Here is a 21,150-nt window from a genome sequence, read left to right on the forward strand (position 1 = left end):
TCTAAGTCTTGCCTTTGTAAGAGACACGCCAGACCGTGCCGCTGCCGTCCTCGGTCACGATCAGCGCACCATCCCGGGCGACGGCCACGCCGACTGGCCGTCCCCAGACGGCATCGTCGGAGATGACAAAACCGGTCATGAAGTCCTCATAGACGCCGGTCGGCTTGCCGTCCTTGAACAAGAGCCTCACCACCTTGTAGCCGGTCGGCATGCCACGGTTCCAGGAGCCATGCAGGGCGACAAAGGCGTCGCCCTTGTACTCCGCCGGGAACTGCGCGCCTTCGTAGAAGGCGATGCCGAGCGGCGCCGAATGCGCCTGGATCAGAACATCCGGCACCGTCACCTTGCCGGCGAGATCGGGGCGGGTGCCGGCATGACGCGGGTCCTCATTGTTGCCGATGTAATACCAGGGCCAGCCGTAGAAGGCGCCCTGCTTCACCGAAGTCGCGTATTCGAAAGGAAGATTGTCGCCCAGAGTGTCGCGCTCGTTGACCACACACCAGGGCTGGCCGGTTGCAGGCTGGACGGTGAGCCCTGAGCAGTTGCGCAAGCCGGTGGCAACGGTCCGGCGGTTATTGCCGTCCGGATCGAAGGCAAAGACGGCCGCGCGGCCACGTTCATAGCCCCACGCCGCTCCAAGCGGCTCGCTGGCGGCCCACGCCTTGGGTCCTCCGGGAGGATCACCAAGCTCCTCGGCAACATTGGAGGCTGATCCTACAGACAGATAAAGCGTCTTGCCGTCTGGCGAGAAGGCGATGTCGCGGGTCCAGTGACCTCCGTCGGGAATGTCAGCGACAATAGTCTCGGGCTTTCCCGAAGCCTTCAGGTCGCCGTCCTTGTAGGCAAAGCGCACGATGCTGTCGGTATTGGCAACATAGACCCAGCGGGGCTTGTCCAGCGGGTGGAAGGCGATGCCATAGGGCGAACTCAAACCCCTGGCGTAGATGGTTTCTTCGGCAGGCTTGCCGGCACCATCGCCGGGCCGGTAGAGCCGAACCTGGTCAGCGCGGCTGTCGGCGACGAAGATGTCACCGTTCGGCGCGACGCGTACGACGCGCGGATTGCTGATGCCCGAAGCGATCAGTTCGGCCGAAAAACCGGCCGGCAGCTTCGGCTCCACGTTCTTTGGCCGCCGCACCTCACCGGGACTGTTCGAGGCGGAATCTGAAACATAGGGTTTCGGCAGATCCTGCGGTGTCAGCAGGCGCTGGGTGCCAGGTTTGTCGGCGCGCCAGCCGCCAAAGGCTGCCTCCCCTTTCAGGACCTCTGCTTGCTGGGCAAAAGCCAGTGGCACAGGGGCAACGAAGAACGGAACCAGCAAGGCTGCAACAGCGCGTTTCACATCATCCTCCTTCGCTCACCAAGCGGAAGATAGGATGAGAGAGGCATCAGCGCATCACAACTGAACGTGAAAAGGTGCTAGGCTTCAGCACCGAAACCGGCTTCGAGCCGCCGTTCCAGTTCGACAAGATCAGCGGGCAGCGGCAGGCCAAGCGCACGCAGCTCCGAGAACTTCTCTCGCAACTGTTCCTGGATCTCGTGCTCGTCTTCCGGCTGGTTGACCATCTCCTGCAGAAGCAGGCTGATCCGGGCTTTGATCTCTTCCAGCGCCATGATGTTCCCTCCTGGCTGGTAATCTCAGCTTTTATCGCAGCATGCGCGAAATCAGTTGCGCCGTATAGTCCACCATCGGCACGATCCGGGCATAGTTGAGACGCGTCGGGCCGATGACACCGAGGGCACCGACCACGCGCGCATCCTTGTCACGATAAGGGGCGACCACCAAAGACGAGCCCGACAGCGAAAACAGCTTGTTTTCCGAGCCGATGAAAATACGCACGCCCGAGCCCTGCTCGGCGAGGTCGAGCAACTGGATCAGACCATCCTGCGCCTCCATATCCTCGAACAGACGCTTGAGCAGCTCGATGTCGGCCTGGGCAGTGACATTCTCGAGCAGATTGGCGCGTCCGCGCACGATGAGGCGAGCCGGCAGGCCACTCTCGGTGCCGGCCCAGATTGCAAGACCTTTCTCGACCAGATCCTGCGACAGCGCATCGAGCGCGGTACGGGTTTCTTCCTTCAGCCGGGAAATCTCTCCGCGCGCTTCGGCAAGCGTGCGGCCACGGATATGGGCGTTGAGGAAATTCGAGGCCTCGTGCAGTTGCGACAGCGTGATGCCGGCCGGCAGGTCGATGACACGGTTTTCGACATCGCCGCCCTGGGAAACCAGCACCGCCAGGGCCTTGCCCGGCTCCAGCTGGATGAATTCAATGTGCTTCAGCGCCACCTCGGCCTTCGCGGCCAGGACCAGCCCGGCGCCACGCGACATGCCCGACAGCATCTGGCTGGCCTCGGTCAGCATATGTTCGAGCGACATGCCCTCGCCCGAAGCCTTCACCTGCGTCTCGATGGAACGGCGTTCGTCGTCGGTGAGATCACCGAACTCCATGAACGCATCGACGAAGAAACGCAGGCCCTGCTGGGTCGGCAGCCGTCCGGCGGAAATGTGCGGTGCGTAGATCAGGCCGAGATGCTCCAGGTCACTCATCACATTGCGGATCGTTGCCGGTGACAGCGACGAAGGCAAAATGCGTGACAAGGAGCGTGAGCCAACCGGCTCACCATCCCTGAGATAGGATTCGACGATGCGCCGGAAGATGTCGCGCGAGCGTATGTCGAGCGGCTGGAAAGCCGGCGATTGCATGATCGGATCGACGATGGGTTTGGTCATCGGGCACAAGATCTCCAGGGCCAAGGATATAGATTGCAACCGGGATGACGCAAGCGACCCGTTTTCCTTTGCGCCCGATCCTGCATGGGGCTACAAGCCGGCCACGACTCCAAAACCAAGAAGAAAGAGCTTTGATGCGCCCTTCCAAACGCCAGCCAGATGAAATGCGCGCGATCTCCTTCGAGCGCGGCGTTTCCAAGCACGCCGAAGGCTCCTGCCTGGTGAAATTCGGCGACACGCATGTGCTGTGCACGGCGAGCCTGGAAGAGAAGGTGCCGGGCTGGATGCGCAACTCCGGCAAGGGCTGGGTGACGGCCGAATACGGCATGCTGCCGCGTTCGACCGGCGACCGCATGCGCCGGGAGGCTTCTGCGGGCAAGCAAGGCGGCCGCACGCTGGAAATCCAGCGCCTGATCGGCCGCAGCCTGCGCGCTGTCGTGGACATGCAGGCGCTCGGCGAAGTGCAGATCACGGTCGACTGCGACGTCATCCAGGCCGATGGCGGCACCCGCACGGCTTCCATCACCGGCGGCTGGGTGGCGCTCTATGACTGCCTTCGCTGGATGGAAGCACGCCAGATGGTGAAGCTGGACAAGGTTCTGAAGGACCATGTCGCTGCCATTTCCTGCGGCATCCATGACGGCCAGCCGGTCATCGACCTCGACTATCTTGAGGATTCCTCGGCCGGCACCGATGCCAATTTCGTCATGACCGGCAAGGGCGGTATCGTCGAAATCCAGGGCACGGCGGAAGGCGAACCTTTTTCGGAAGAGCAGTTCTCGGCGCTGATGGCGCTGGCCAAGAAGGGCATTTCCCGGCTGGTGTCGTTGCAGCAGATGGCGGTGGCCTGAGGCGTGATGCAGCCTGCCGCCATCCTTGAATCCGCGCTCTACGTCACCGATCTGGAGGCGGCGGAAGCGTTCTATGCCGATATCATCGGCCTGGAGCGCATCGGCAAGGTAGCTGGCCGGCATGTGTTCTTTCGCTGCGGACAGGGCGTACTGCTGCTGTTCAACGCGGAGGCGACAAGACATCCGCCGTCACCCGATGCCCGGCTGCCGGTTCCGCCGCATGGCACGGCCGGGCAAGGACATTTGTGTTTCTCGGCCAATGCCGAAGAACTGGATCGCTGGAAAGTCCATCTGACGGCGCATGGCGTGGTCATCGAAGCCGAATTCGAATGGCCGCAGGGCGGCCGCTCCATTTATCTGCGCGACCCTTCCGGCAATTCGCTGGAATTCGCCGAACCGAAAATCTGGAAGCTCTAGATGCATTCGCTCGATGGAAAGAAGATCGTCGTCGCCAGCCACAACGCCGGCAAGCTGAAGGAATTCGCCGACCTGATGGCACCGTTCGGCTTCGAGGCAAAATCAGCCAAGGAATACGGCTTGCCGGAACCCGACGAGACCGGAACCACCTTCGAACAGAACGCCTACATCAAGGCGCTTGCCGCGGCACAGGCGACCGGCCTGCCGGCGCTTTCGGACGATTCCGGGCTGTGCGTCGACGCGCTTGACGGGGCGCCCGGTGTCTACACCGCCAACTGGGCCGAAAAGGCCGACGGCAGCCGCGACTTCGGCATGGCGATGCAGAAGACCGAAGATGCGCTCCAGGAAGTGAAAGCTACCGAGCCGGCCCAGCGCACGGGACGTTTCGTTGCCGTCATCTGCCTCGCCTTCCCTGATGGAGAAGCAGAATATTATCGCGGGGAAGCGGAAGGCATCCTGGTGTGGCCGCCGCGCGGCGCACTCGGTTTCGGCTACGACCCGGTGTTCCGGCCCGACGGCCACGACAAGACCTTCGGCGAAATGACCGCCGAGCAGAAACACGGCTGGAAACCCGGGCAGGCGGAGGCGCTGTCGCACCGCGCCCGCGCCTTCCAGAAGTTCGCCCGCGCAAGGCTGGGTTCGGCCTGATGCTGCTGGATCGGTCGCCCGGCTTCGGCGTCTACATCCATTGGCCGTTCTGCGCGGCCAAATGCCCTTACTGCGACTTCAACAGCCATGTCCGGCACCAGCCGGTGGACCAGGAGCGCTATACGCGCGCCTTTGAGGCCGAGCTTGCCTCGATGCGGGAGCGTACCGGTCCGCGCGAGGTAACGAGCATTTTCCTTGGCGGCGGGACGCCATCGCTGATGAAACCCGAAACGGTCGGTGCCGTTCTCGACGCCGTGGCCAAGTACTGGACGGTGCCGGCAGGCATTGAAGTGACGCTTGAGGCCAATCCCTCTTCCGTCGAGGCCGAACGCTTCCGTGGTTATCGTGCCGCAGGCGTCAACCGCGTTTCGCTGGGTGTGCAGGCCTTGAACGACAGCGATCTCAAATTCCTCGGCCGGCTGCACAATGTCGAAGAAGCGCTGCATGCGATCGGGCTCGCTCGCGAGATCTTCCCGCGGCTTTCCTTCGACCTGATCTATGCCCGCCCCGGCCAGACGCCGGAGGCCTGGGAAGCGGAACTCGAGCAGGCGATCGGCCACGCGGCCGACCATCTGTCGCTCTATCAGCTGACGATCGAGGAAGGCACGCCCTTCTACAAGCTGCATGCGGCCAAGAAGTTCGAGATTCCGGATGGTGACCACGCAGCCGATCTCTATCAGCTGACGCAGGAAATCACTGCGGCGCGCGGCCTGCCGGCCTATGAAATCTCCAACCACGCCAGGCCAGGCGCCGAAAGCCGGCACAACCTGACTTACTGGCGTTATGGCGAATATGTCGGTGTCGGCCCAGGCGCGCACGGCCGCTTCGTCGAAAAGGCCACACGCGTGGTAACGGTCGCGGAGAAGGTGCCGGAAACCTGGCTGGATCTCGTCGAATCCAAGGGCCACGGCGTCACTGGAGGTGAAATCCTCACCCGTTCGGAAGAAGCCGACGAATTCCTGCTGATGGGGCTGCGCCTCGCTGAGGGCATCGATCTTGCCCGCTACGAGCAGTATTCGGGCCGGGCCCTGCCCTCGGGTCGGCTTTCGATCCTGCAGGAGGAGGGGCTGGTCGCCTCGATCGGCAATTCGCGCCTGCGTGCCACCCCTGCCGGCATGATTGTGCTGGATGCAGTGGTCGCGGACCTGGCGCGATAGATGCCTATCAAGAAGGTTCTCTTCGTCTGCAGCCAGAACCGGTTGCGCAGCCCGACCGCCGAGCAGATCTTCTCGACCCGCGAAGACCTCGAAGTCTCCTCTGCGGGCACGAAAAACGATGCCGAAAATCCGCTGACACCCGAACTGGTGTCATGGGCCGACATCATCTTCGTGATGGAAAAATCCCATCGCAACAAATTGATGCGGAAGTATCGCGCTCAGGCAAAAAATGCCCGTGTGATCTGTCTCGACATTCCCGACGACTACGAGTTCATGGATCCGGCGCTGGTGCGGCTGCTAGAGACCAGGGTTTCGCGCTATCTCGGCCCGGCGAGATAGCGTTGCAGCCTACGCGTGATGCTTGGGGGCCTTCACGCGATCTTTTTCAGCGAAGAGTTCGCGACCCGTCTTCAGCTCGTCCTTGCCATGACGGTGATCGCCGTTTTCATCGCCGGAGGATTGGGAAGAACCCGTCTCGCGCGCGCTGCGCGCTTCCAGCTGGGACATGCAGGCATCGAAATGATTGGGCATCGTGTGCTTCCAGAATCACCCTTGAATTCCGCCGCGCTTTGTGTGCTGCGGCCCTGTGGCAAAGGTGTGGCGGCGCGCGACTTTTGCAAGTCTTGGCCACCCGTGCCAAACAAGGTTCACCGGAGGGCGCATGAACGGCGAAACAACTAGGAAGACCTATATGATCGGGCAGACGGAGCTCACTGCCCGGCCGCTCGAAGCGGCGCTCTATCTGGTCGCCACGCCGATCGGCAACCTGGCCGACATCACCCTGCGCGCCTTGGAAACGCTGGCCTCGGCCGATCTCGTCGCCTGCGAGGACACGCGTGTTTCGCGCGTGCTTCTGGAGCGCTACGGCATCCGGCGCCGCACCACCGCCTACCACGAGCACAATGCCGCGGAGGCTGGTCCAAAATTGATTGCGGCCCTCGAACAGGGACAAAGCGTCGCGCTGATTTCGGATGCCGGCACGCCGCTGGTCTCTGATCCCGGCTACCGGCTGGTCGGAGAAGCGATCGAGCGTGGCATCCGCGTGGTGCCGATACCCGGCCCTTCAGCGCCACTTGCCGCGCTGACCGCCTCCGGCCTGCCCTCCGATACCTTCCTGTTCGCAGGCTTCCTGCCGGCCAAGACTGGCCAGCGCCAGACGCGCCTGGAAGAACTGAAGGGCATACCGGCGACTTTGATCTTCTTCGAGTCGCCGCGGCGGCTTGCCGAGACGCTGGAGGCAATGGCCGAGGTACTGGGCGGGACCCGCCAGGCTGCGATCGGGCGCGAACTGACCAAGACGTTCGAGGAAATGCGGCCGGGCACACTGGCCGAGCTTGCTACGCACTATGCAGCCGCCGACACGCCGAAAGGCGAGATCGTCATCTGTGTCGGCCCGCCGGTGGCAAGAACCGAAGGTCCGGCAGACATAGACCGGCTGCTTCTGTCGCTGGCAGCGGAAATGCCAACCTCCAAGGCAGCGGCCGAGGCAGCCAGGATGACCGGCGGCCAGAAACAGGCGCTCTACCGCAGGCTGCTCGAACTGAAGGAAGCGAGCGGTGGCTGAGGCCTCCGTCAGCAGGAAACGCAAATCCTACCGGCGGGGCCATCGCAGCGAATGGCTCGCCGCAATCGCCCTGACTTTCAAAGGCTACCGCATCCTCGCCCGCCGTTATCGCACCAGGCTTGGCGAGATCGACCTGATCGCACGGCGTGGCGACCTCGTGCTTATCGTCGAAGTGAAGGCGCGGCGGACATTGAAGGAAGCGATGGAAGCCATCCAATCCGAATCCGCGCATCGTATCGAACGCGCCGCCGATCTGTGGCTGTCGCGCCAGCCGGACTTCGGCAAGCTTTCGGTGCGTTTCGACATGGTGGCCGTTCTGCCCTGGCGCTGGCCGGTGCATGTCGAGAACATCTTTCAAGGACACCGATAGAGCAACGCTCTGGCATCAGGTCTTTACCGGCATGGGAAATGCCCTTAACAGCGCTTCCAAACCGTGAATTTGCGCTGCCTTGCCGCAGCCACCATGCCAGTGGAGCAATCGATGAGCTTTCCCGACCGCTTGAGCAACGACCCACGCAGCCCCTTTTTCGACGCCGAGGTGCTGGAGCGCGGGGTCGGCATCCTGTTCAACGGGCGCGAGCGCGACGACGTCAGCGAATACTGCGTCAGCGAAGGCTGGATCCGCGCACCCGCCGGCAAGTCGAAAGACCGCTTCGGCCAGCCGATCACCATCAAGCTCAAGGGCACGGTCGAACCCTTCGCGAAGCCCTGAGCTAAGCCAGGCGGCCGGATCGCGGATCAACCGGTGATGTCGAAATCCGCCGGAGCGTCCGAGAATTCGGCAGGTTTTGGCTCGACACTCCGGACGTCAGCGCCGGATGGTCCTTGCCAGAAGGCCTTGAGCATCTCGGCCACGGCTTCGTTCGGCCCTGCAATCAAGGCGCTGACAGCGCCGTCCGGCTCGTTGCGCACCCAGCCACGCAAACCGAGGCTTATAGCCCTGCGTTGGGTCCACGCACGAAAACCGACACCCTGAACGCGGCCGGCGATGCGTATGAACACCGCTTTGCCGCCTGCATTCATCGCTTCGTTACCCGCATCGGCAGGCCGCCTTCGGGCTGGGTGGTCAGTTTCTGCACCGGCCATGGTTTTGTCTCGGCCACCGTGTCGAAGCGGAAGCGCGATAGAAGCATGGCGAGCGCAATGATCGCCTCCTGCATGGCGAAACTTGCCCCGATGCAGACGCGCGGCCCCGCGCCGAATGGCAGATATTGAAACCGATCCATCTTTTCCCGATTTCCGGGATGGAAACGCTCCGGCAGGAAGGCATCGGGCCGATCCCAGAGCTTGCGATGGCGATGCACCACCCAGGGCATCACCAGCACGGCGGCACGCGGCGGAATGTAGAGCCCATTGAATGTCTCCGGCTCGATCGGCTCGCGATTGATCGACGGCGCCGGTGGGTAGAGACGCAAAGCCTCCTCGAACACCGCGCGTGTGAGCGGCATGGCGTCCAGCCATTTGGTCGGGTCTGGTTCACGCGCGAGAACGGCGTCGATCTCGGCCTCCACCGGCTCCCGCTCCCATGGCGCCTCGGCCAGGCAATACAGCGTCCAGCCGAGCGCCCGTGCCGTGGTTTCGTGGCCGGCGCCGATGAAAGTGATGATGTTGTCCTCGACCTCGGCGCGGGTCAGCCCGTCCGGACCTTCGGCCTTGAGCAGAAGGGTGAGAAAGTCCTGCGGCACACCGTCTGGATCGCGCTTCAGGCGATCCTCGCGCATGAGCACGGTATTGCTGACGATGTTGCGGAAATAGGCCAGCGACTTGCGGCCGCGGATGCGGGTAAGCCTCGGCAGCCAGTCCGGCGCGCGCAGCAGGTCGAGCGGATCGACCCGGCCCATGGTCTCGAACAGACGGTCGATCTGGCTGGCGAAACTGCCCGGCTCGCCGGCAATCTCGTTCGAAAACAGGGTCTCGGCCAGAATCTCGTAGGTCAGCATCGTCATGTCGTGAGCGACATCGGTGACCGAGCCATCCACGTAGCGATCGACGAACTCGTTGGTGCGCTTCAGCATCGGAGCAGCGAAACCGAAGATGTGGCGCGGCGTGAACACCGGCGCCATCGCCTTGCGCGAACGCTTCCACACATCGCCCTCGGCGGTGAGCAGGCCGTCGCGCAGGATGGGGCGCAGGATCTTCTGGCGCACCGTCGCCATCTTGTAGTTCCTGGCGTTGTCGACCAGTACGTGGCGGATCAGCGCCGGATCGTTGGCGACGACCAGAGGCCCACCGACACCTGTCACAGAAATCCACGGCTCGTTATAGGAGGGCTCGCCCCAGAGCTCGAGCGGATTTCGGTAGACGATGCGCATCATCTCGAGCGTCGAGGGCGGCACGGTGCGCGGCTTCGGCGCCGGCGGAACGAAGGGGGCTGGCTTTGTGTCCATGACGTCTTCCGTGGCTGGTCACAATGTAGTGGGCGCCAATAGCGGCGTCCATGCGGCGCAACGGCGACACCGGGCCAACGATCGATTTTGTGCCTTGTAGGGGCCGGCACTCTAACCGCAGGAGGTTGAGGACAAAATCCGCGCGCCTGGCTGAGCGCCCGGCCACATTTGCGTGAATCGGCTCGGCGAGCGCAACGCCGTGCCTAATTCTTCAGTTCCTTCCGCTCCAGAAAGAACTTCAGGCTCTCGCGGATATCGGCTTCGTCGAAAACGCCCTGCGAGAACAGATCCATGGCTGCACGAGCCAAATTCTCCGCTGCCACGCTGCCTCGTGCGAGGCCACGCTGGGTGCAGATGTCGTCGTAGATGTCCTTGAGCAACTTGAGGTCGTCAGGATACGCTGCCCCAGTCGACGAATGGGAGATCACCATCACTCACTCCCTGCACGTGGGTCGGAAGCCCAGTAGTTGTTTGTAGCCAGCGACGCCCCGATCAAGATCGCCAGAATTTCATCATACGATGACGCGGCTGAATATCCAATACGTGTCACCGTGTCCAATGCACATCGTCCTGCGTAGACCATCTGCCTGGCCGTGGACCGTGGCTGCAGGGGTCTCGACATGTTGAGAACAGGCCTTGACGAGGCGTTCGGGCGGTGAACGCGCCAATTGCCCCACTCCAGATCGGCCCCGTTTCAGCGGCCCCTCGTTATCCCCGCCCAAGCACCCTGCAAACCTTGGAAAAACCGCCTTTTACCCCTATATCTGTGTCTTCAGGACGAGCACGATTCGGGCGCTTCCTGCGCCTTTCAGAACGGTATCGAACGAACAGGTTTTCATGAGCGATCAGAGCGACAACGCCAACGGCGGCAGCGCCGAGTATGGCGCCGATTCCATCAAGGTTCTCAAAGGCCTGGATGCCGTGCGCAAGCGCCCCGGCATGTATATCGGCGATACCGACGACGGCTCAGGCCTGCACCATATGGTCTATGAAGTGGTCGACAACGCCATCGACGAGGCTTTGGCCGGCCATGCAGACCTGGTGACGGTGACGCTTAATCCAGACGGTTCTTGCACGGTGATCGACAACGGCCGCGGCATTCCGACCGACCTGCACCCGACCGAAGGCGTATCCGCGGCCGAAGTCATCATGACCCAGCTGCATGCCGGCGGGAAGTTCGACCAGAACTCCTACAAGGTGTCCGGCGGCCTGCACGGCGTCGGCGTCTCGGTGGTCAACGCGCTGTCCGTGTGGCTGCGCATCAGGGTTCGCCGTGACGGCAAGATCCACGAAATGAGCTTCACCCATGGCGATGCCGATGCGCCGCTGAAGGTGACCGGCACCTATGTGCAGGAAAAACTCGCCGGCACCTATGAGGGCCGCAGCGGTTCGGAAATCACCTTCCTGCCGTCTTCGGACACCTTCAAGGGCGTGACCGAGTTCGACTACGGCACGCTGGAACACCGGTTGCGTGAGCTTGCCTTCCTGAACTCCGGCGTGCGCATCGTCCTGACCGACAAGCGTCATGCCGACGTCAAGACGCAGGAACTGCACTATGAAGGCGGTCTGGAAGAGTTCGTCAAATATCTCGACCGGTCCAAGAAGTCGCTGATCGAGAAGCCGATCGCCATCAAGAACGAACGCGACGGCATCACCGTGGAAGTCGCGATGTGGTGGAACGACAGCTACCACGAGAATGTGCTGGCCTTCACCAACAACATCCCGCAGCGCGATGGCGGCACCCATCTGGCCGGCTTCCGTGGCGCGCTGACGCGCCAGGTGACAGGCTATGCCGACACGTCGGGGCTGACCAAGAAAGAAAAGGTGACGCTGACCGGCGACGATTGTCGCGAAGGCCTGACCGCCGTGCTTTCGGTGAAGGTGCCGGATCCTAAATTCTCGTCGCAGACCAAGGACAAGCTGGTATCCTCGGAAGTGCGTCCGGTTGTGGAAAGCCTCGTCAACGAGGCGCTCGGCACATGGCTGGAGGAACATCCTTCCGAGGCCAGGACGCTGATCGGCAAGGTCGTGGAAGCCGCCGCCGCCCGGGAGGCTGCCCGCAAGGCGCGCGAACTGACCCGCCGCAAGGGCGTGCTCGACATCACCTCCCTGCCCGGCAAGCTTGCCGACTGCCAGGAACGCGATCCGGCCAAATCAGAAATCTTCATCGTCGAGGGTGACTCGGCAGGTGGCTCGGCCAAGAGCGGCCGCTCGCGCCAGAACCAGGCGATCCTGCCGCTGCGCGGCAAGATCCTCAATGTCGAGCGCGCGCGTTTTGACCGCATGCTGTCGTCCGACATGATCGGCACGCTGATCACCGCGCTCGGTACCTCGATCGGCAAGGACGAATTCAACGCCGACAAGCTGCGCTACCACAAGATCATCATCATGTCGGACGCCGACGTCGACGGTGCTCACATCCGCACGCTGCTGCTCACCTTCTTCTTCCGGCAGATGCCGGAACTGATCGAGCGTGGCCATCTCTATATCGCGCAGCCACCGCTTTATAAGGTCAGCCGCGGCAAGAGTTCGCAATACATCAAGAACGAAGGTGCCTTCGAGGAATTCCTGATTTCCTCCGGTCTCGAGGATGCCTCGCTCACCCTGTCATCCGGCGAAGTCCGTACCGGTCAGGATCTGGCTTCCGCTGTGACCGACGCACTGGGTGTGCGCCAGTTGATCAATGGCCTGCACACACGCTACAACCGCAGCGTGGTCGAACAGGCGGCGATCGCCGGCGGTCTGAATCCCGCAGTCTTCAGCGATCTCGGTCGCGCCAACGCCATGGCCGAAACGATAGCAAGGCGGCTCGACGTCATCGCCGAGGACACCGAGCGTGGCTGGCAGGGGCGCACATCGACGTCCAACGATGGTACCGGCGGCTATGTGTTCGAACGCACCGTGCGCGGTGTGCGTGAAGTGGTGCAACTCGACATGGGCCTGATCAACTCTGCCGATGCACGTCAGCTCGATCGTTACGCCGCCCGCCTCGCCGAAGTCTATTCCGAGCCGCCGCAACTGCGTCGCCGCGAGACCTTGGAGATGATTTCCGGCCCGCTCGCCCTGCTTGACGCGATCTTCGCGGCCGGCAGGAAGGGCCTGACCATGCAGCGTTACAAAGGACTCGGTGAGATGAACGCCGAGCAGCTGTGGGAGACGACGCTCGATCCGAACGTGCGCTCGCTGCTGCAGGTCAAGGTCAACGACGCCACCGACGCGGACTCGCTGTTCGCGAGACTGATGGGTGACGAAGTGGAGCCGCGCCGCGAATTCATCCAGGAAAACGCGCTGAGCGTGGCCAATCTGGACATCTAAGCCACCTGCACTGCCTCGCTGACGCGTTCCGACGGCGCGTCAGCTGCTGTCGATGCTCGCTCCGCGCTATTGCTGCTGCAGGCCGGTGATCATGGCGATGATCTCGTTCTTGTCGGTGTTGGCCGTCTCGCGCACGCCGATCTGCTTGCCGCGACGCAGCACGCAGATACGGTCGGAGAGCCGGAAGACCTGATCGAGGCTGTGGCTGATGATCAGCACACCGATGTTGCGCCGCTTCAGCGACAGGACGATCTCCTCGACCTTGGCGGTTTCAGCGACGCCCAGTGCGGCTGTCGGTTCATCGAGCAGGATCAGCTTGCTTGCCCAGTGCGTGGCGCGGGCGATCGCCACGCCCTGGCGCTGGCCGCCTGACAGGTCGCGAATGGTGGCGTGCGCGGAAGGAATGCGTACGTCGAGTTCCTTCACCAGGCTTTCGGTCTCGGCGATCATGCGGCGCCTGTCCAGCAGGCCAAGACTGTTCACCGGCTCCCGACCCAGGAACATGTTCATGTAGACGCTCTGCTGGTCGGCGAGAGCGAGATCCTGATAGACTACCTCGATGCCATGCGACCGCGCCATGGTGGCGTTGGACATCGTCACCGTCTCGCCCTCGATGGAGATCGTGCCCGAGGTCGGCGAATGGACGCCAGAGATGATCTTGATCAGCGTCGATTTGCCGGCGCCATTGTCCCCGACCAGCGCCACGATCTCGCCCGGATAGACTTCGAGCGAGAAATTCTCGATCGCGGTGATGCCGCTGAACATCTTGTGGATGTCCTGCAGCTTGAGCACCGGTGCGTTTGCCTCAGTCGTATTCATGACATCACTCCTAGACGGGCCAGTCGGCCGTCGCACCAAACCCGTTTTCGATGGTCTCGACCTTCGGTTTGCCCGTCGAAATGCCCGAGACACCGACGACGAAGGCGCGGGTGACGAAAGCCTGGCCACGGAAGCCGAAAACCGCCGTGTCGCCGGGTTTGGGCGCGGACGAGCCGGTGGCGTCGATCATCGCGTAATAATCGATCGCAGAGGGTGGAGGCACCTCGACACTGCGCTGCGCAGTCTCCGCCACGGTGGGCTCGGCACCGACCAGGGCTTTCACGTCGTAATCCGGGAAGATCGGGTCGATGTAGAAACCGCCGCCCAGACAATAAGCCTTGCCGCCGGCAAGATGCGACACTTCGGTGAGATAAAGCACCGCCGGCAGTTCCGGCAGATCTTCCATCACATGCAACGCAGTGGTGCCGTGCAGGCCATTGCCCGGTTCGCATTGCGTCGCACCGGCATCGGCAAGGGCCTGCAACATCACGGCCGAAGTGGTGCCGGGAGCATTGATTTCGATATCCTTGCGGCCGGACGTCGCCAGGATCTCCGCCGCCTTCGCAAGGGTCGAAAGATTGTGCGTCGGCAGGACCTTGCGCGTGGCCTGATCGAACAGCAGCGCGGGGAATGTGGTGATGCCGGCGAAACGGCCGCCATCCAGCGCGTCGAGACGATCGGCCACCGCCGTGACGTCGGCCGCATCATAGCCGCCCTCGTGGCCGCGATAGAACGTGTCGCCTTCGGCGCGGATGCGCGCCAGCAGCCCCTGAGTGTATCCGGCAGCTTTGGCTGCGGCAGCGGCCTCTTCCGCCTTGCTGTCGTTGAAGACCGTCCAATAGTCGGGCGCGAATGCCTTTGCTGCAGCAGCCGCCTCGTGGCGCGCGACCTGCTGGAGGTGCCCGAGATGGCCGAGCTTCAGGCCAGCCTTGTGGGTCGCTCGCGCGCAGGCCATATCGACGGCGACGGTGCGATCGATGCCGCCACGCTTGACTGCATGGCAAAACGAGCTTGAACGGCCAACCTGCTTGGTCATGGCAAAGGCTTTCAACCCGAGCCGGGTGGCCTCGTCAGCCAGCACACGGGCGTTGCGTTCGACCGTGTCCAGGTCGAGAACATAGGCGTTTGCCGGAATCTTCCCCTGCTGGTGCAGGGCCATCGCCGCTTCGATGAAAGCCGGATTGCGGCGGCGCAGAACGTCGAGAAACATGATCGCTCCTTCAGCGGGACTTTTCGCGCAGCGACACGGCGACTGCAGCCAGGATGATGAGGCCTCTGACGATCATCTGGTCGGAGACCGAAAGGCCCATGAGGATGAGGCCGTTGTTGAGCATGCCCATCATCAGCGAGCCGACCAGCGCGCCGATGATCGATCCCCTGCCGCCGTTCAGCAGCGTGCCGCCGACGATGACGGCAGCGATGACGGTCATCAGATCGGTTTCGCCGAGGGTGTATTTGGCGGCCTGCAGGCGGCCGGCATAAAGCAGGCCGGCAAGGCCGGCGAGGCTGCCGCTGATCGCCATGACGGCCAGCCGGACGCGCGGCACGCTGATGCCGGACACGCTGGCGGCCCGCGCGTTGTCGCCGGTCGCAAGGACGTGAGCGCCGAAACGGGTCTCGCGATAGATGATGTGCCCGATCGCCACGGCGATCGCCGTCCACCAGATCAGTGACGGGATGCCGAGAAAGACACCCGAGCCGAAGAAGCCGGTGAAGACGCTGTCGGTAACCGGGATGGAGCGCAGGTCCGTCATCGAGCGCGACACGCCGGCAAACAATCCCAGTGTCGCCAGCGTCACCAGGAAGGACGGCAGTTTGACATAGGCAACCAGCGCGCCATTGAGCAGGCCGACGAGCAGGCCGGCGCCGAGACCGGCCAGGACACCGGCGACAAGACCGTATTGGCCAAGCGTCACTGCTGCGGCCAATGCCGCCACAGCGACCGTCGAGCCGATCGAAAGGTCGATTTCCCCGGCCGACATGACGAAGACCAGCCCGATCGCCATGATCGTGGCCGGTGCGGTCTGCAGCACGATGTTGGACAGGTTGCGGACCGTCAGGAAGCCGCTGTCCTTCAGCACTATGGCGAAGAACAGGAAAATGGCCAGGAAGCCGAGATAGACGACATATTGCTGCAGGTTGAAGCGACTGGCCAAACCCTGACCGGCAGCGCTCGTGTTGGCACTGGACATCATTCTTCCTCCGGGAAAGACAGGGGCTGCCCCCGCATCCTTGTTACTTCGTGGCTTCCGCGATGCTCGCAGGCACGTCCTTGCGGAGCGACTTGTTCCAGCCCTCGGCGACCGTTTCCTTGGTCACGGCGAGGGAGTCGACCACCAGGAAAGGTTCCGCCGCCTTGCCGACCAGGGAGCCGGCCGCAGCGCGGGCGACGGTGACGCCGATGTCGTAGGCTTCGTCGGCCACCAGCGCGGCGATGTTGCCGCCCTTGACCATATCCAGTGCAGCCGGCTCGTTGAGGTCGAGCGTGACGATCCGGGTGTGGGTGTTGCCGGCATTGCGCAGGGTGGAAAGCACGCTGAGCGCAGGCTCCGCCCAGGTGACGTAGATGCCGTCGAGGTCCGGGTTCTGCGTGACCATCGCCTGTGCAATCTCCTCGGCGCGCGCGGGGTCGGCCATTCCCGCCTCCGCGACGATCTTCATGTCGGGATAGTCCTTCTCGATCGTCGCCTTGAAGGCGCCGTCGCGCTGGTTGGTGACGTAGAAATCGGCATCGTGGAAGATGTAGCCGACCTTGCCCTTCCTGCCGAGCGCTTCGGCCATGGCGATACCGGCCTTGTTACCCATCTGGAACAGGTCGTCGGAGACGATCGTGACATAGTCCTTGCCGTGTTCGTAGCCGGCAGGCGAGTTGTCGACGAAGGCCAGCTTCACCCCGGCAGCGCGTGCCGGGTCGTAGACGCTGGCCGCGCTTGCCGGATCGACCGGCAACGAGACGATGATCGATGGTTTCTTGGCCAAAACCGTCTCCACGTCGGCCTTCTGGCGGGCACCGTCGAAACCGGCATCCGTCTGGGCAACGACCTCGATGCCGAGACGCTTGAACTCGTCCTGGGCGCCACGGTTGACCGCGTTGGTGTATTCGCTCATCTCGTGCCAGACCAGCGCGGCGGTGAACTTGCCGTCCCTGATCTTCTGCTCCTGGTCCTGGCTCAATACCATGCTGGCTGCCGGGGTCGGCTTTTCACCATGCGGGCCCGTGGTTACGCCTTCGGCGGCGAAAGCCTGTGTTGCCGCCACAAGGCCCAAGAACAGCGCAATGCTGTTGAATTTCATCGACATTGTTTTCTCCCCCCTGTGAGGTTGGCTGAGAGGCCCTGCGGCTTTTACCGCAGGGCAGTTGCATCACTTCGCGGCGTCGAGCACCGTTTTTGGCGCATCGCGGTTGAGCGACTCCTTCCAGCCATCGGCGACATTTTCCTTGGTGACGGTCAACGCAGGCGCCACCACGAACGCCGGCGTCTGCTGCCCGAGCAGCGATTTCATGCCGGCTGCAGCCATGGCCCGGCCAAGCTCGTAAGCCTTGTCGGCAACAAGCGCGGTGACGTTGCCGCCCTTCACCATGTCGAGCGCGACCGGCTCGGCGAGATCGAGCGTGACAATCCTGGTCTTGGTGTTGCCGGCCGAACGCAGTGCGGAAAGCACGCCGTCGGCAGGTTCGGCCCAGGTCACATAGATGCCGTCCAGATCAGGGTTCTGCAACAGCATCGCATTGGCGATCTCTTCGGCACGGGCCGGATCCGAGATGCCCTTTTCGGCGACGATCTTGATGTCGGGATAACTCTTTTCGATCGTGGTCTTGAAGGCCTGATCGCGCTGGTTGGTCACGTAGTAGGTAGCATCATGGTAGATGTAGCCGACCTTGCCCTTGCTGCCGATCGCCTTGGCGAGCGCGTCGGCGGCCTGTTTGCCCATCTGGAACAGGTCATCCGTCACGATCGACGCATAGTCGCCGCCCTGCTTGTAGCCGCTCGGTACATTGGAGAGGAACACCAGCTTGGTGCCGTCCTTGACCGCCTGTCGAAAAGCCTCGGCCGAAGTAACGGGATCGAGCGGCAGCGCCAGGATGACATTCGGCTTGGCGGCCAGCGCCGTCTCGATGTCACTGCGCTGCCGAGCCGCATCGAAACCCGCATCCGTGGTCACGGCGATATCGACGCCGGCACGCGCGAATTCGTCCTTGGCACCGGCCGAGACCGCATTGGTGAAGTCCGAGGAGGTGTGCCACAGCAGCGCCGCCTTGTAACCCTTGCCTTTCAGTGCACCGATGTCGGCGTCATTGAGCTTGACCTCAGCGCTCGGGGTCGCGGCCTCTCCAGCGGGACCGACCGTTTGAGCGAAGGTGGCCCCGGTCGCCAGCGTCAGACCGCCTGTCAGTGCAGCAGCCAGTAGTTTCCTCAAGATCATATTTTCCTCCCGTTGTTGTTGTTGTCTGTCAGATCTTTGAACTCATTCGATGACACCGCAGTAGCGAGCCATGAAGGCAGCGAAGCCAACGACGCCGGCCAGGTATTCCTCGACGTCGACGTGCTCCTCGTAGGTGTGGCAATTGCGGATATCGCCCGGTGCGCAATAGACGGCGGGAATGCCGAGCCGATTGACGAAGAAGGGTTGCTCCGACCAGAACGGCGCGCCTTCGACCATCCCACGCCCGGCCAACGCCGCAGCCATCTCCGCGGAAAGCATGCGCACCTCCCGTGCCGTCTCGTCGATTTCCGCGGCGGTACCGCCAAGCGCATGGTCGCGCCCGGCCGGATAGGCAAACTCGACCTGGATTTCCGGATCGGTGATGGCGTCGCGCACGGTTTTCTCGATATCGGCGGCAGCGACATCCAGGGATTCTCCGGGCAGCAATTTGCGGATCAGTGACAACGAACAGCGTTCGGGCACGGCGATGTAGCCACCACCGGTCAGTCCTGTGATCAGCAGGAAGCTGCGCCCGACCAGCTTGTGTTCGGCGCGCGCCGCGATCGCGTCTGAGTGCTTCCAGAGCGCGGCCATGGCGGCATGGCTGGCGCGCAGCGCATCCTTGCCCAGTTCCGGCACGCCGAAATAGGCGGATTTGCCGGTAATGGTGATGTCGGCGATGAAGAAGCCGATCTGCGCGGGATAGACCGAAAGCCGGGTTGGCTCGACGTAGACGGTGAAATCCGGACGTTCCACTTCGCCCGCTTCGATGCGCGAGACAAAATGCTTGATACCGGCGGATACGCCCGTGCCGGGCTGGCCGCTTTCCTCGTCGCCGACGAAGGCGAAGGCAACGTCACCGGCCAGCCTGATGCCTGCCCGATCCAGCAGGGAAAGCGCGGCAAGAGATGCCGAAATGCCGGCTTTCAGATCGCCGGAGCCTCGTCCCCAGACCGCATTGTCGATCACCGCCGCTCCGAACGGATCCTCACGTTCCGTTCCAGCCCAGTGTTCACGCCAGCCATCGACATGAACCGTGTCTGTGTGGCCGATGAACAGCAGGCGCTTGCCTTGCCCAGCGCCCTTGCGCTCCGCCCAGATGTTCGGACGGCCAGGCAGGAATTCGGCCGTCTGCAGCCCGGTGAGGCCAAGGCCGTGCATCTTGTCCTGAAGATAGGCGACGAAGTTTGCCTCGTTGCCGGTAACGCTTTCGTGCTGCACGGCGCCTCGAAAAAGCGCCAAGGCCCCTTCGCGGTCGAGCGCGGCACGCAAGCGCCCGGTCAGATCAGCCGCGATCGCCATCACACTGCCTCCCGAAGTGCCGCGCTCATATTGGCGGGCGGCAGTGAAATCCGGCCGTCGGGCGCATTCACGCCGAAGAGCGAATTGTGGAGCTGACCGAGACCAATCGCCGCCGCGCCCACGATCGCCGCACGTGATCCGAGCTCACCTGTCTCGACATTGACCGGATACGGGAAGCACTGCGGCAGGAGAGCCCTCACTCGTGCCAGCATTTCCGGACGCAGGCCGATCGAGCCACCCAGAATGACCTTTTCCGGGTTGGCGATGGCGGCGATGGCGGCGATGCCTCTGGTCAGATAGCGAGCGGTCTCGTCCAGCACGGTCAGCGCAGCTTCGTCGCCGGCTTCAGCCCTTTCGAAGATGCCCGGAACGCCGAGCCGCTCGCCGGCGAGAGCGGCATAACGCTCGACGATACCGTGCGACGCGACAACACGTTCGAAAGCACCCGTGCGCAGTGATTCAGCTTCGAAGGGGTCGGCACCCAGAGGCAGGAAACCCAGCTCACCGGCGGCGTTGATGGCGCCACGCACCAGATGGCCGCCGACCATCAGCCCGGAACCCACGCCGGTGCCGAGGGCAACATAGGCAAGATTGTCGATGCCCTGCCCCTGACCCAGCCAGTTCTCGCCGAGAACGGCCAGGTTGACGTCGTTCTCCAGCATCGCGTCGAAGCCGAAGCCGCTTTCGAAAGCCGCGACCACATCCATCGTGTCGAAATCGGCGATGTTGGGCGCCATCAGCACCCGACCCGTCGCGTTGTCGGGCGCACCCGGAACACCGATCACCGCCAGGCGGATCTTCGTGCGAGGAATTCCGCGGCGTGATGCGGCCTGGAAAGCCAGGGCAACGATCTGATCGACGATATGCTGACCGCCGCGAGGATCGGTCGGCACGGTGTCCTCGGCGAAGATCTGGCAGGCAAGGTCGGTTATCGCGACCCGCACCTTGGTACCACCGAGATCGACGGCGACGATGTAGGCGGCATCATAGACCAGCTCATAGGTCACCGCCGTGCGCCCGACATGGCCACTGGTACGCCCTGTTTCCTGCACCCAGCCATCCTGCTCCAAGCTGCGCACGATCTCCGAGATCGTCTGCTTGGAAAGTCCGGTCTGCTTGGCGATCGACGCTCGCGAGATCGGCCCGCCCTGCACGACCGCCTCCATGACCGAGCGCTGCGAAAATCGCCGCGAGATGCGCAGGCTGTCCGTCATCTCCACCCCATTAATTCGTTCTATAACCGAACTTATTATGCTGAAATGGCGCCGTCAATCGGGATTCTGGCGGGATGCGCAGAGCATCGGGACGTGCATGGAACTCGCGCCATGGCGATCACCCAACATCCATGACGCTGATCTTTATCAATAAAAAAGCACCATTCCTCTATATGAAATCTATTTTCATGCAGAAATATGAAGAACTTATCGCGACTTGAACGGCACAATGTACAGTAGAATCGATTCAAAACGCCACTAATTTATAACTGTTGACTCTCATATTAGCGTTCCATAATTTTAGTATTGGGAAGCATGCA

The 21,150-nt window shown here is 62.8% G+C and carries 23 protein-coding genes; 9 read left to right on the plus strand and 14 right to left on the minus strand.

What is annotated here, in order from left to right; translation table 11 throughout:
* Nucleotide 1: 1 nt before the first annotated feature.
* From ACFWYE_RS17155 to hrcA, 3 genes are all read right to left on the minus strand, one after another.
* The gene (locus tag ACFWYE_RS17155) at nucleotides 2-1,342 is read right to left on the minus strand and encodes a PQQ-dependent sugar dehydrogenase (protein WP_379112988.1); all 1,341 of its coding nucleotides are present in this window, start codon (nucleotides 1,340-1,342) and stop codon (nucleotides 2-4) included.
* 77 nt (nucleotides 1,343-1,419) lie between these two features.
* The gene (locus tag ACFWYE_RS17160) at nucleotides 1,420-1,614 is read right to left on the minus strand and encodes a hypothetical protein (protein WP_379061822.1); all 195 of its coding nucleotides are present in this window, start codon (nucleotides 1,612-1,614) and stop codon (nucleotides 1,420-1,422) included.
* Nucleotides 1,615-1,645: 31 nt separating this feature from the next.
* Nucleotides 1,646-2,731, minus strand: coding sequence for a heat-inducible transcriptional repressor HrcA (gene hrcA / locus ACFWYE_RS17165; protein ID WP_379061824.1), 1,086 nt, complete (start codon nucleotides 2,729-2,731; stop codon nucleotides 1,646-1,648).
* A 134-nt stretch (nucleotides 2,732-2,865) separates the two neighbouring features.
* Here hrcA and rph point away from each other — a divergent pair, with 134 nt between their 5' ends.
* From rph to ACFWYE_RS17190, 5 genes are read left to right on the plus strand one after another with little or no spacing between them, the layout of a single operon-like run.
* Nucleotides 2,866-3,582, plus strand: a complete 717-nt coding sequence (gene rph, locus ACFWYE_RS17170) for a ribonuclease PH (RefSeq protein WP_379061826.1) — start codon at nucleotides 2,866-2,868, stop codon at nucleotides 3,580-3,582.
* A 6-nt stretch (nucleotides 3,583-3,588) separates the two neighbouring features.
* Complete coding sequence (locus ACFWYE_RS17175; RefSeq protein ID WP_379113141.1) at nucleotides 3,589-3,999, plus strand: VOC family protein; 411 nt, start codon at nucleotides 3,589-3,591, stop codon at nucleotides 3,997-3,999.
* Nucleotides 4,000-4,647: an RdgB/HAM1 family non-canonical purine NTP pyrophosphatase gene (gene rdgB / locus ACFWYE_RS17180; RefSeq protein WP_379061828.1), complete on the plus strand. Its 648-nt coding sequence runs from the start codon at nucleotides 4,000-4,002 to the stop codon at nucleotides 4,645-4,647.
* Nucleotides 4,647-5,804, plus strand: coding sequence for a radical SAM family heme chaperone HemW (hemW, locus tag ACFWYE_RS17185; RefSeq protein WP_379112991.1), 1,158 nt, complete (start codon nucleotides 4,647-4,649; stop codon nucleotides 5,802-5,804). Before rdgB ends, hemW begins: the two co-directional genes overlap by 1 nt.
* Before the next feature lie 6 nt (nucleotides 5,805-5,810).
* Complete coding sequence (locus ACFWYE_RS17190; RefSeq protein WP_379113143.1) at nucleotides 5,811-6,143, plus strand: low molecular weight protein tyrosine phosphatase family protein; 333 nt, start codon at nucleotides 5,811-5,813, stop codon at nucleotides 6,141-6,143.
* Nucleotides 6,144-6,152: 9 nt separating this feature from the next.
* On the opposite strand, the gene ACFWYE_RS17195 is transcribed toward ACFWYE_RS17190, so the two are convergent.
* Nucleotides 6,153-6,335 (minus strand): hypothetical protein, encoded by a 183-nt coding sequence (locus ACFWYE_RS17195; RefSeq protein WP_379061832.1) that lies wholly within the window; start codon nucleotides 6,333-6,335, stop codon nucleotides 6,153-6,155.
* A gap of 130 nt (nucleotides 6,336-6,465) precedes the next feature.
* Between ACFWYE_RS17195 and rsmI the strand changes: the two genes are divergently transcribed.
* From rsmI to ACFWYE_RS17210, 3 genes are all read left to right on the plus strand, one after another.
* Entirely contained in the window at nucleotides 6,466-7,368 is a 903-nt protein-coding gene (gene rsmI, locus ACFWYE_RS17200; protein WP_379112994.1) for a 16S rRNA (cytidine(1402)-2'-O)-methyltransferase, read from the plus strand.
* Nucleotides 7,361-7,738 carry a YraN family protein gene (locus tag ACFWYE_RS17205; protein WP_379061836.1) on the plus strand — a complete coding sequence of 126 codons (378 nt, stop codon included), beginning with the start codon at nucleotides 7,361-7,363 and terminating at the stop codon, nucleotides 7,736-7,738. Before rsmI ends, ACFWYE_RS17205 begins: the two co-directional genes overlap by 8 nt.
* Nucleotides 7,739-7,849: 111 nt before the next feature.
* On the plus strand, nucleotides 7,850-8,080 hold the full coding sequence (locus ACFWYE_RS17210) for a DUF3297 family protein (RefSeq protein WP_379061839.1): 231 nt from the start codon (nucleotides 7,850-7,852) through the stop codon (nucleotides 8,078-8,080).
* 26 nt (nucleotides 8,081-8,106) lie between these two features.
* Here the strand turns inward: ACFWYE_RS17210 and ACFWYE_RS17215 are convergent, their stop codons facing one another.
* The 3 genes from ACFWYE_RS17215 to ACFWYE_RS17225 form a co-directional block, all read right to left on the minus strand.
* On the minus strand, nucleotides 8,107-8,454 hold the full coding sequence (locus ACFWYE_RS17215) for an acylphosphatase (protein WP_379112996.1): 348 nt from the start codon (nucleotides 8,452-8,454) through the stop codon (nucleotides 8,107-8,109).
* Nucleotides 8,388-9,755: a cytochrome P450 gene (locus ACFWYE_RS17220; protein ID WP_379061843.1), complete on the minus strand. Its 1,368-nt coding sequence runs from the start codon at nucleotides 9,753-9,755 to the stop codon at nucleotides 8,388-8,390. The genes ACFWYE_RS17215 and ACFWYE_RS17220 overlap by 67 nt, the downstream gene beginning before the upstream one ends.
* Before the next feature lie 203 nt (nucleotides 9,756-9,958).
* Complete coding sequence (locus ACFWYE_RS17225; RefSeq protein ID WP_379112999.1) at nucleotides 9,959-10,186, minus strand: hypothetical protein; 228 nt, start codon at nucleotides 10,184-10,186, stop codon at nucleotides 9,959-9,961.
* Between the two features lie 406 nt (nucleotides 10,187-10,592).
* Here ACFWYE_RS17225 and gyrB point away from each other — a divergent pair, with 406 nt between their 5' ends.
* Nucleotides 10,593-13,070: a DNA topoisomerase (ATP-hydrolyzing) subunit B gene (gene gyrB / locus ACFWYE_RS17230; RefSeq protein WP_379061847.1), complete on the plus strand. Its 2,478-nt coding sequence runs from the start codon at nucleotides 10,593-10,595 to the stop codon at nucleotides 13,068-13,070.
* 66 nt (nucleotides 13,071-13,136) lie between these two features.
* Here the strand turns inward: gyrB and ACFWYE_RS17235 are convergent, their stop codons facing one another.
* From ACFWYE_RS17235 to ACFWYE_RS17265, 7 genes are all read right to left on the minus strand, one after another.
* On the minus strand, nucleotides 13,137-13,889 hold the full coding sequence (locus ACFWYE_RS17235) for an ATP-binding cassette domain-containing protein (protein ID WP_379113002.1): 753 nt from the start codon (nucleotides 13,887-13,889) through the stop codon (nucleotides 13,137-13,139).
* Between the two features lie 10 nt (nucleotides 13,890-13,899).
* Entirely contained in the window at nucleotides 13,900-15,099 is a 1,200-nt protein-coding gene (locus ACFWYE_RS17240; protein ID WP_379113004.1) for an alanine racemase, read from the minus strand.
* A gap of 10 nt (nucleotides 15,100-15,109) precedes the next feature.
* On the minus strand, nucleotides 15,110-16,081 hold the full coding sequence (locus ACFWYE_RS17245; RefSeq protein ID WP_379113007.1) for an ABC transporter permease: 972 nt from the start codon (nucleotides 16,079-16,081) through the stop codon (nucleotides 15,110-15,112).
* Nucleotides 16,082-16,124: 43 nt separating this feature from the next.
* Nucleotides 16,125-17,189, minus strand: coding sequence for a substrate-binding domain-containing protein (locus ACFWYE_RS17250; RefSeq protein WP_379113008.1), 1,065 nt, complete (start codon nucleotides 17,187-17,189; stop codon nucleotides 16,125-16,127).
* 63 nt (nucleotides 17,190-17,252) lie between these two features.
* The gene (locus ACFWYE_RS17255) at nucleotides 17,253-18,314 is read right to left on the minus strand and encodes a substrate-binding domain-containing protein (protein ID WP_379061858.1); all 1,062 of its coding nucleotides are present in this window, start codon (nucleotides 18,312-18,314) and stop codon (nucleotides 17,253-17,255) included.
* A gap of 42 nt (nucleotides 18,315-18,356) precedes the next feature.
* A complete protein-coding gene (locus tag ACFWYE_RS17260; protein WP_379113010.1) occupies nucleotides 18,357-19,616 on the minus strand; it encodes a M20 family metallopeptidase in 1,260 nt (419 codons plus the stop codon).
* Entirely contained in the window at nucleotides 19,616-20,830 is a 1,215-nt protein-coding gene (locus tag ACFWYE_RS17265) for an ROK family protein (protein WP_379061863.1), read from the minus strand. The genes ACFWYE_RS17260 and ACFWYE_RS17265 overlap by 1 nt, the downstream gene beginning before the upstream one ends.
* Nucleotides 20,831-21,150: the final 320 nt, after the last annotated feature.

Source organism: Mesorhizobium sp. NPDC059025, from assembly GCF_042739655.1.
Taxonomy (GTDB): domain Bacteria; phylum Pseudomonadota; class Alphaproteobacteria; order Rhizobiales; family Rhizobiaceae; genus Mesorhizobium.

What these genes read in the sequence shown, in the direction of transcription:
- ACFWYE_RS17160 (WP_379061822.1), bottom strand. Translation starts at nt 1,614, where the DNA reads ATGGCGCTGGAAGAGATCAAAGCCCGGATCAGCCTGCTTCTGCAGGAG.
- hrcA (WP_379061824.1), bottom strand. Translation starts at nt 2,731, where the DNA reads ATGACCAAACCCATCGTCGATCCGATCATGCAATCGCCGGCTTTCCAG.
- rph (WP_379061826.1), top strand. Translation starts at nt 2,866, where the DNA reads ATGCGCCCTTCCAAACGCCAGCCAGATGAAATGCGCGCGATCTCCTTC.
- ACFWYE_RS17175 (WP_379113141.1), top strand. Translation starts at nt 3,589, where the DNA reads ATGCAGCCTGCCGCCATCCTTGAATCCGCGCTCTACGTCACCGATCTG.
- rdgB (WP_379061828.1), top strand. Translation starts at nt 4,000, where the DNA reads ATGCATTCGCTCGATGGAAAGAAGATCGTCGTCGCCAGCCACAACGCC.
- hemW (WP_379112991.1), top strand. Translation starts at nt 4,647, where the DNA reads ATGCTGCTGGATCGGTCGCCCGGCTTCGGCGTCTACATCCATTGGCCG.
- ACFWYE_RS17195 (WP_379061832.1), bottom strand. Translation starts at nt 6,335, where the DNA reads ATGCCCAATCATTTCGATGCCTGCATGTCCCAGCTGGAAGCGCGCAGC.
- rsmI (WP_379112994.1), top strand. Translation starts at nt 6,466, where the DNA reads ATGAACGGCGAAACAACTAGGAAGACCTATATGATCGGGCAGACGGAG.
- ACFWYE_RS17210 (WP_379061839.1), top strand. Translation starts at nt 7,850, where the DNA reads ATGAGCTTTCCCGACCGCTTGAGCAACGACCCACGCAGCCCCTTTTTC.
- ACFWYE_RS17215 (WP_379112996.1), bottom strand. Translation starts at nt 8,454, where the DNA reads ATGGCCGGTGCAGAAACTGACCACCCAGCCCGAAGGCGGCCTGCCGAT.
- ACFWYE_RS17220 (WP_379061843.1), bottom strand. Translation starts at nt 9,755, where the DNA reads ATGGACACAAAGCCAGCCCCCTTCGTTCCGCCGGCGCCGAAGCCGCGC.
- ACFWYE_RS17225 (WP_379112999.1), bottom strand. Translation starts at nt 10,186, where the DNA reads ATGGTGATCTCCCATTCGTCGACTGGGGCAGCGTATCCTGACGACCTC.
- gyrB (WP_379061847.1), top strand. Translation starts at nt 10,593, where the DNA reads ATGAGCGATCAGAGCGACAACGCCAACGGCGGCAGCGCCGAGTATGGC.
- ACFWYE_RS17235 (WP_379113002.1), bottom strand. Translation starts at nt 13,889, where the DNA reads ATGAATACGACTGAGGCAAACGCACCGGTGCTCAAGCTGCAGGACATC.
- ACFWYE_RS17240 (WP_379113004.1), bottom strand. Translation starts at nt 15,099, where the DNA reads ATGTTTCTCGACGTTCTGCGCCGCCGCAATCCGGCTTTCATCGAAGCG.
- ACFWYE_RS17245 (WP_379113007.1), bottom strand. Translation starts at nt 16,081, where the DNA reads ATGTCCAGTGCCAACACGAGCGCTGCCGGTCAGGGTTTGGCCAGTCGC.
- ACFWYE_RS17250 (WP_379113008.1), bottom strand. Translation starts at nt 17,189, where the DNA reads ATGTCGATGAAATTCAACAGCATTGCGCTGTTCTTGGGCCTTGTGGCG.
- ACFWYE_RS17255 (WP_379061858.1), bottom strand. Translation starts at nt 18,314, where the DNA reads ATGATCTTGAGGAAACTACTGGCTGCTGCACTGACAGGCGGTCTGACG.
- ACFWYE_RS17260 (WP_379113010.1), bottom strand. Translation starts at nt 19,616, where the DNA reads ATGGCGATCGCGGCTGATCTGACCGGGCGCTTGCGTGCCGCGCTCGAC.
- ACFWYE_RS17265 (WP_379061863.1), bottom strand. Translation starts at nt 20,830, where the DNA reads ATGACGGACAGCCTGCGCATCTCGCGGCGATTTTCGCAGCGCTCGGTC.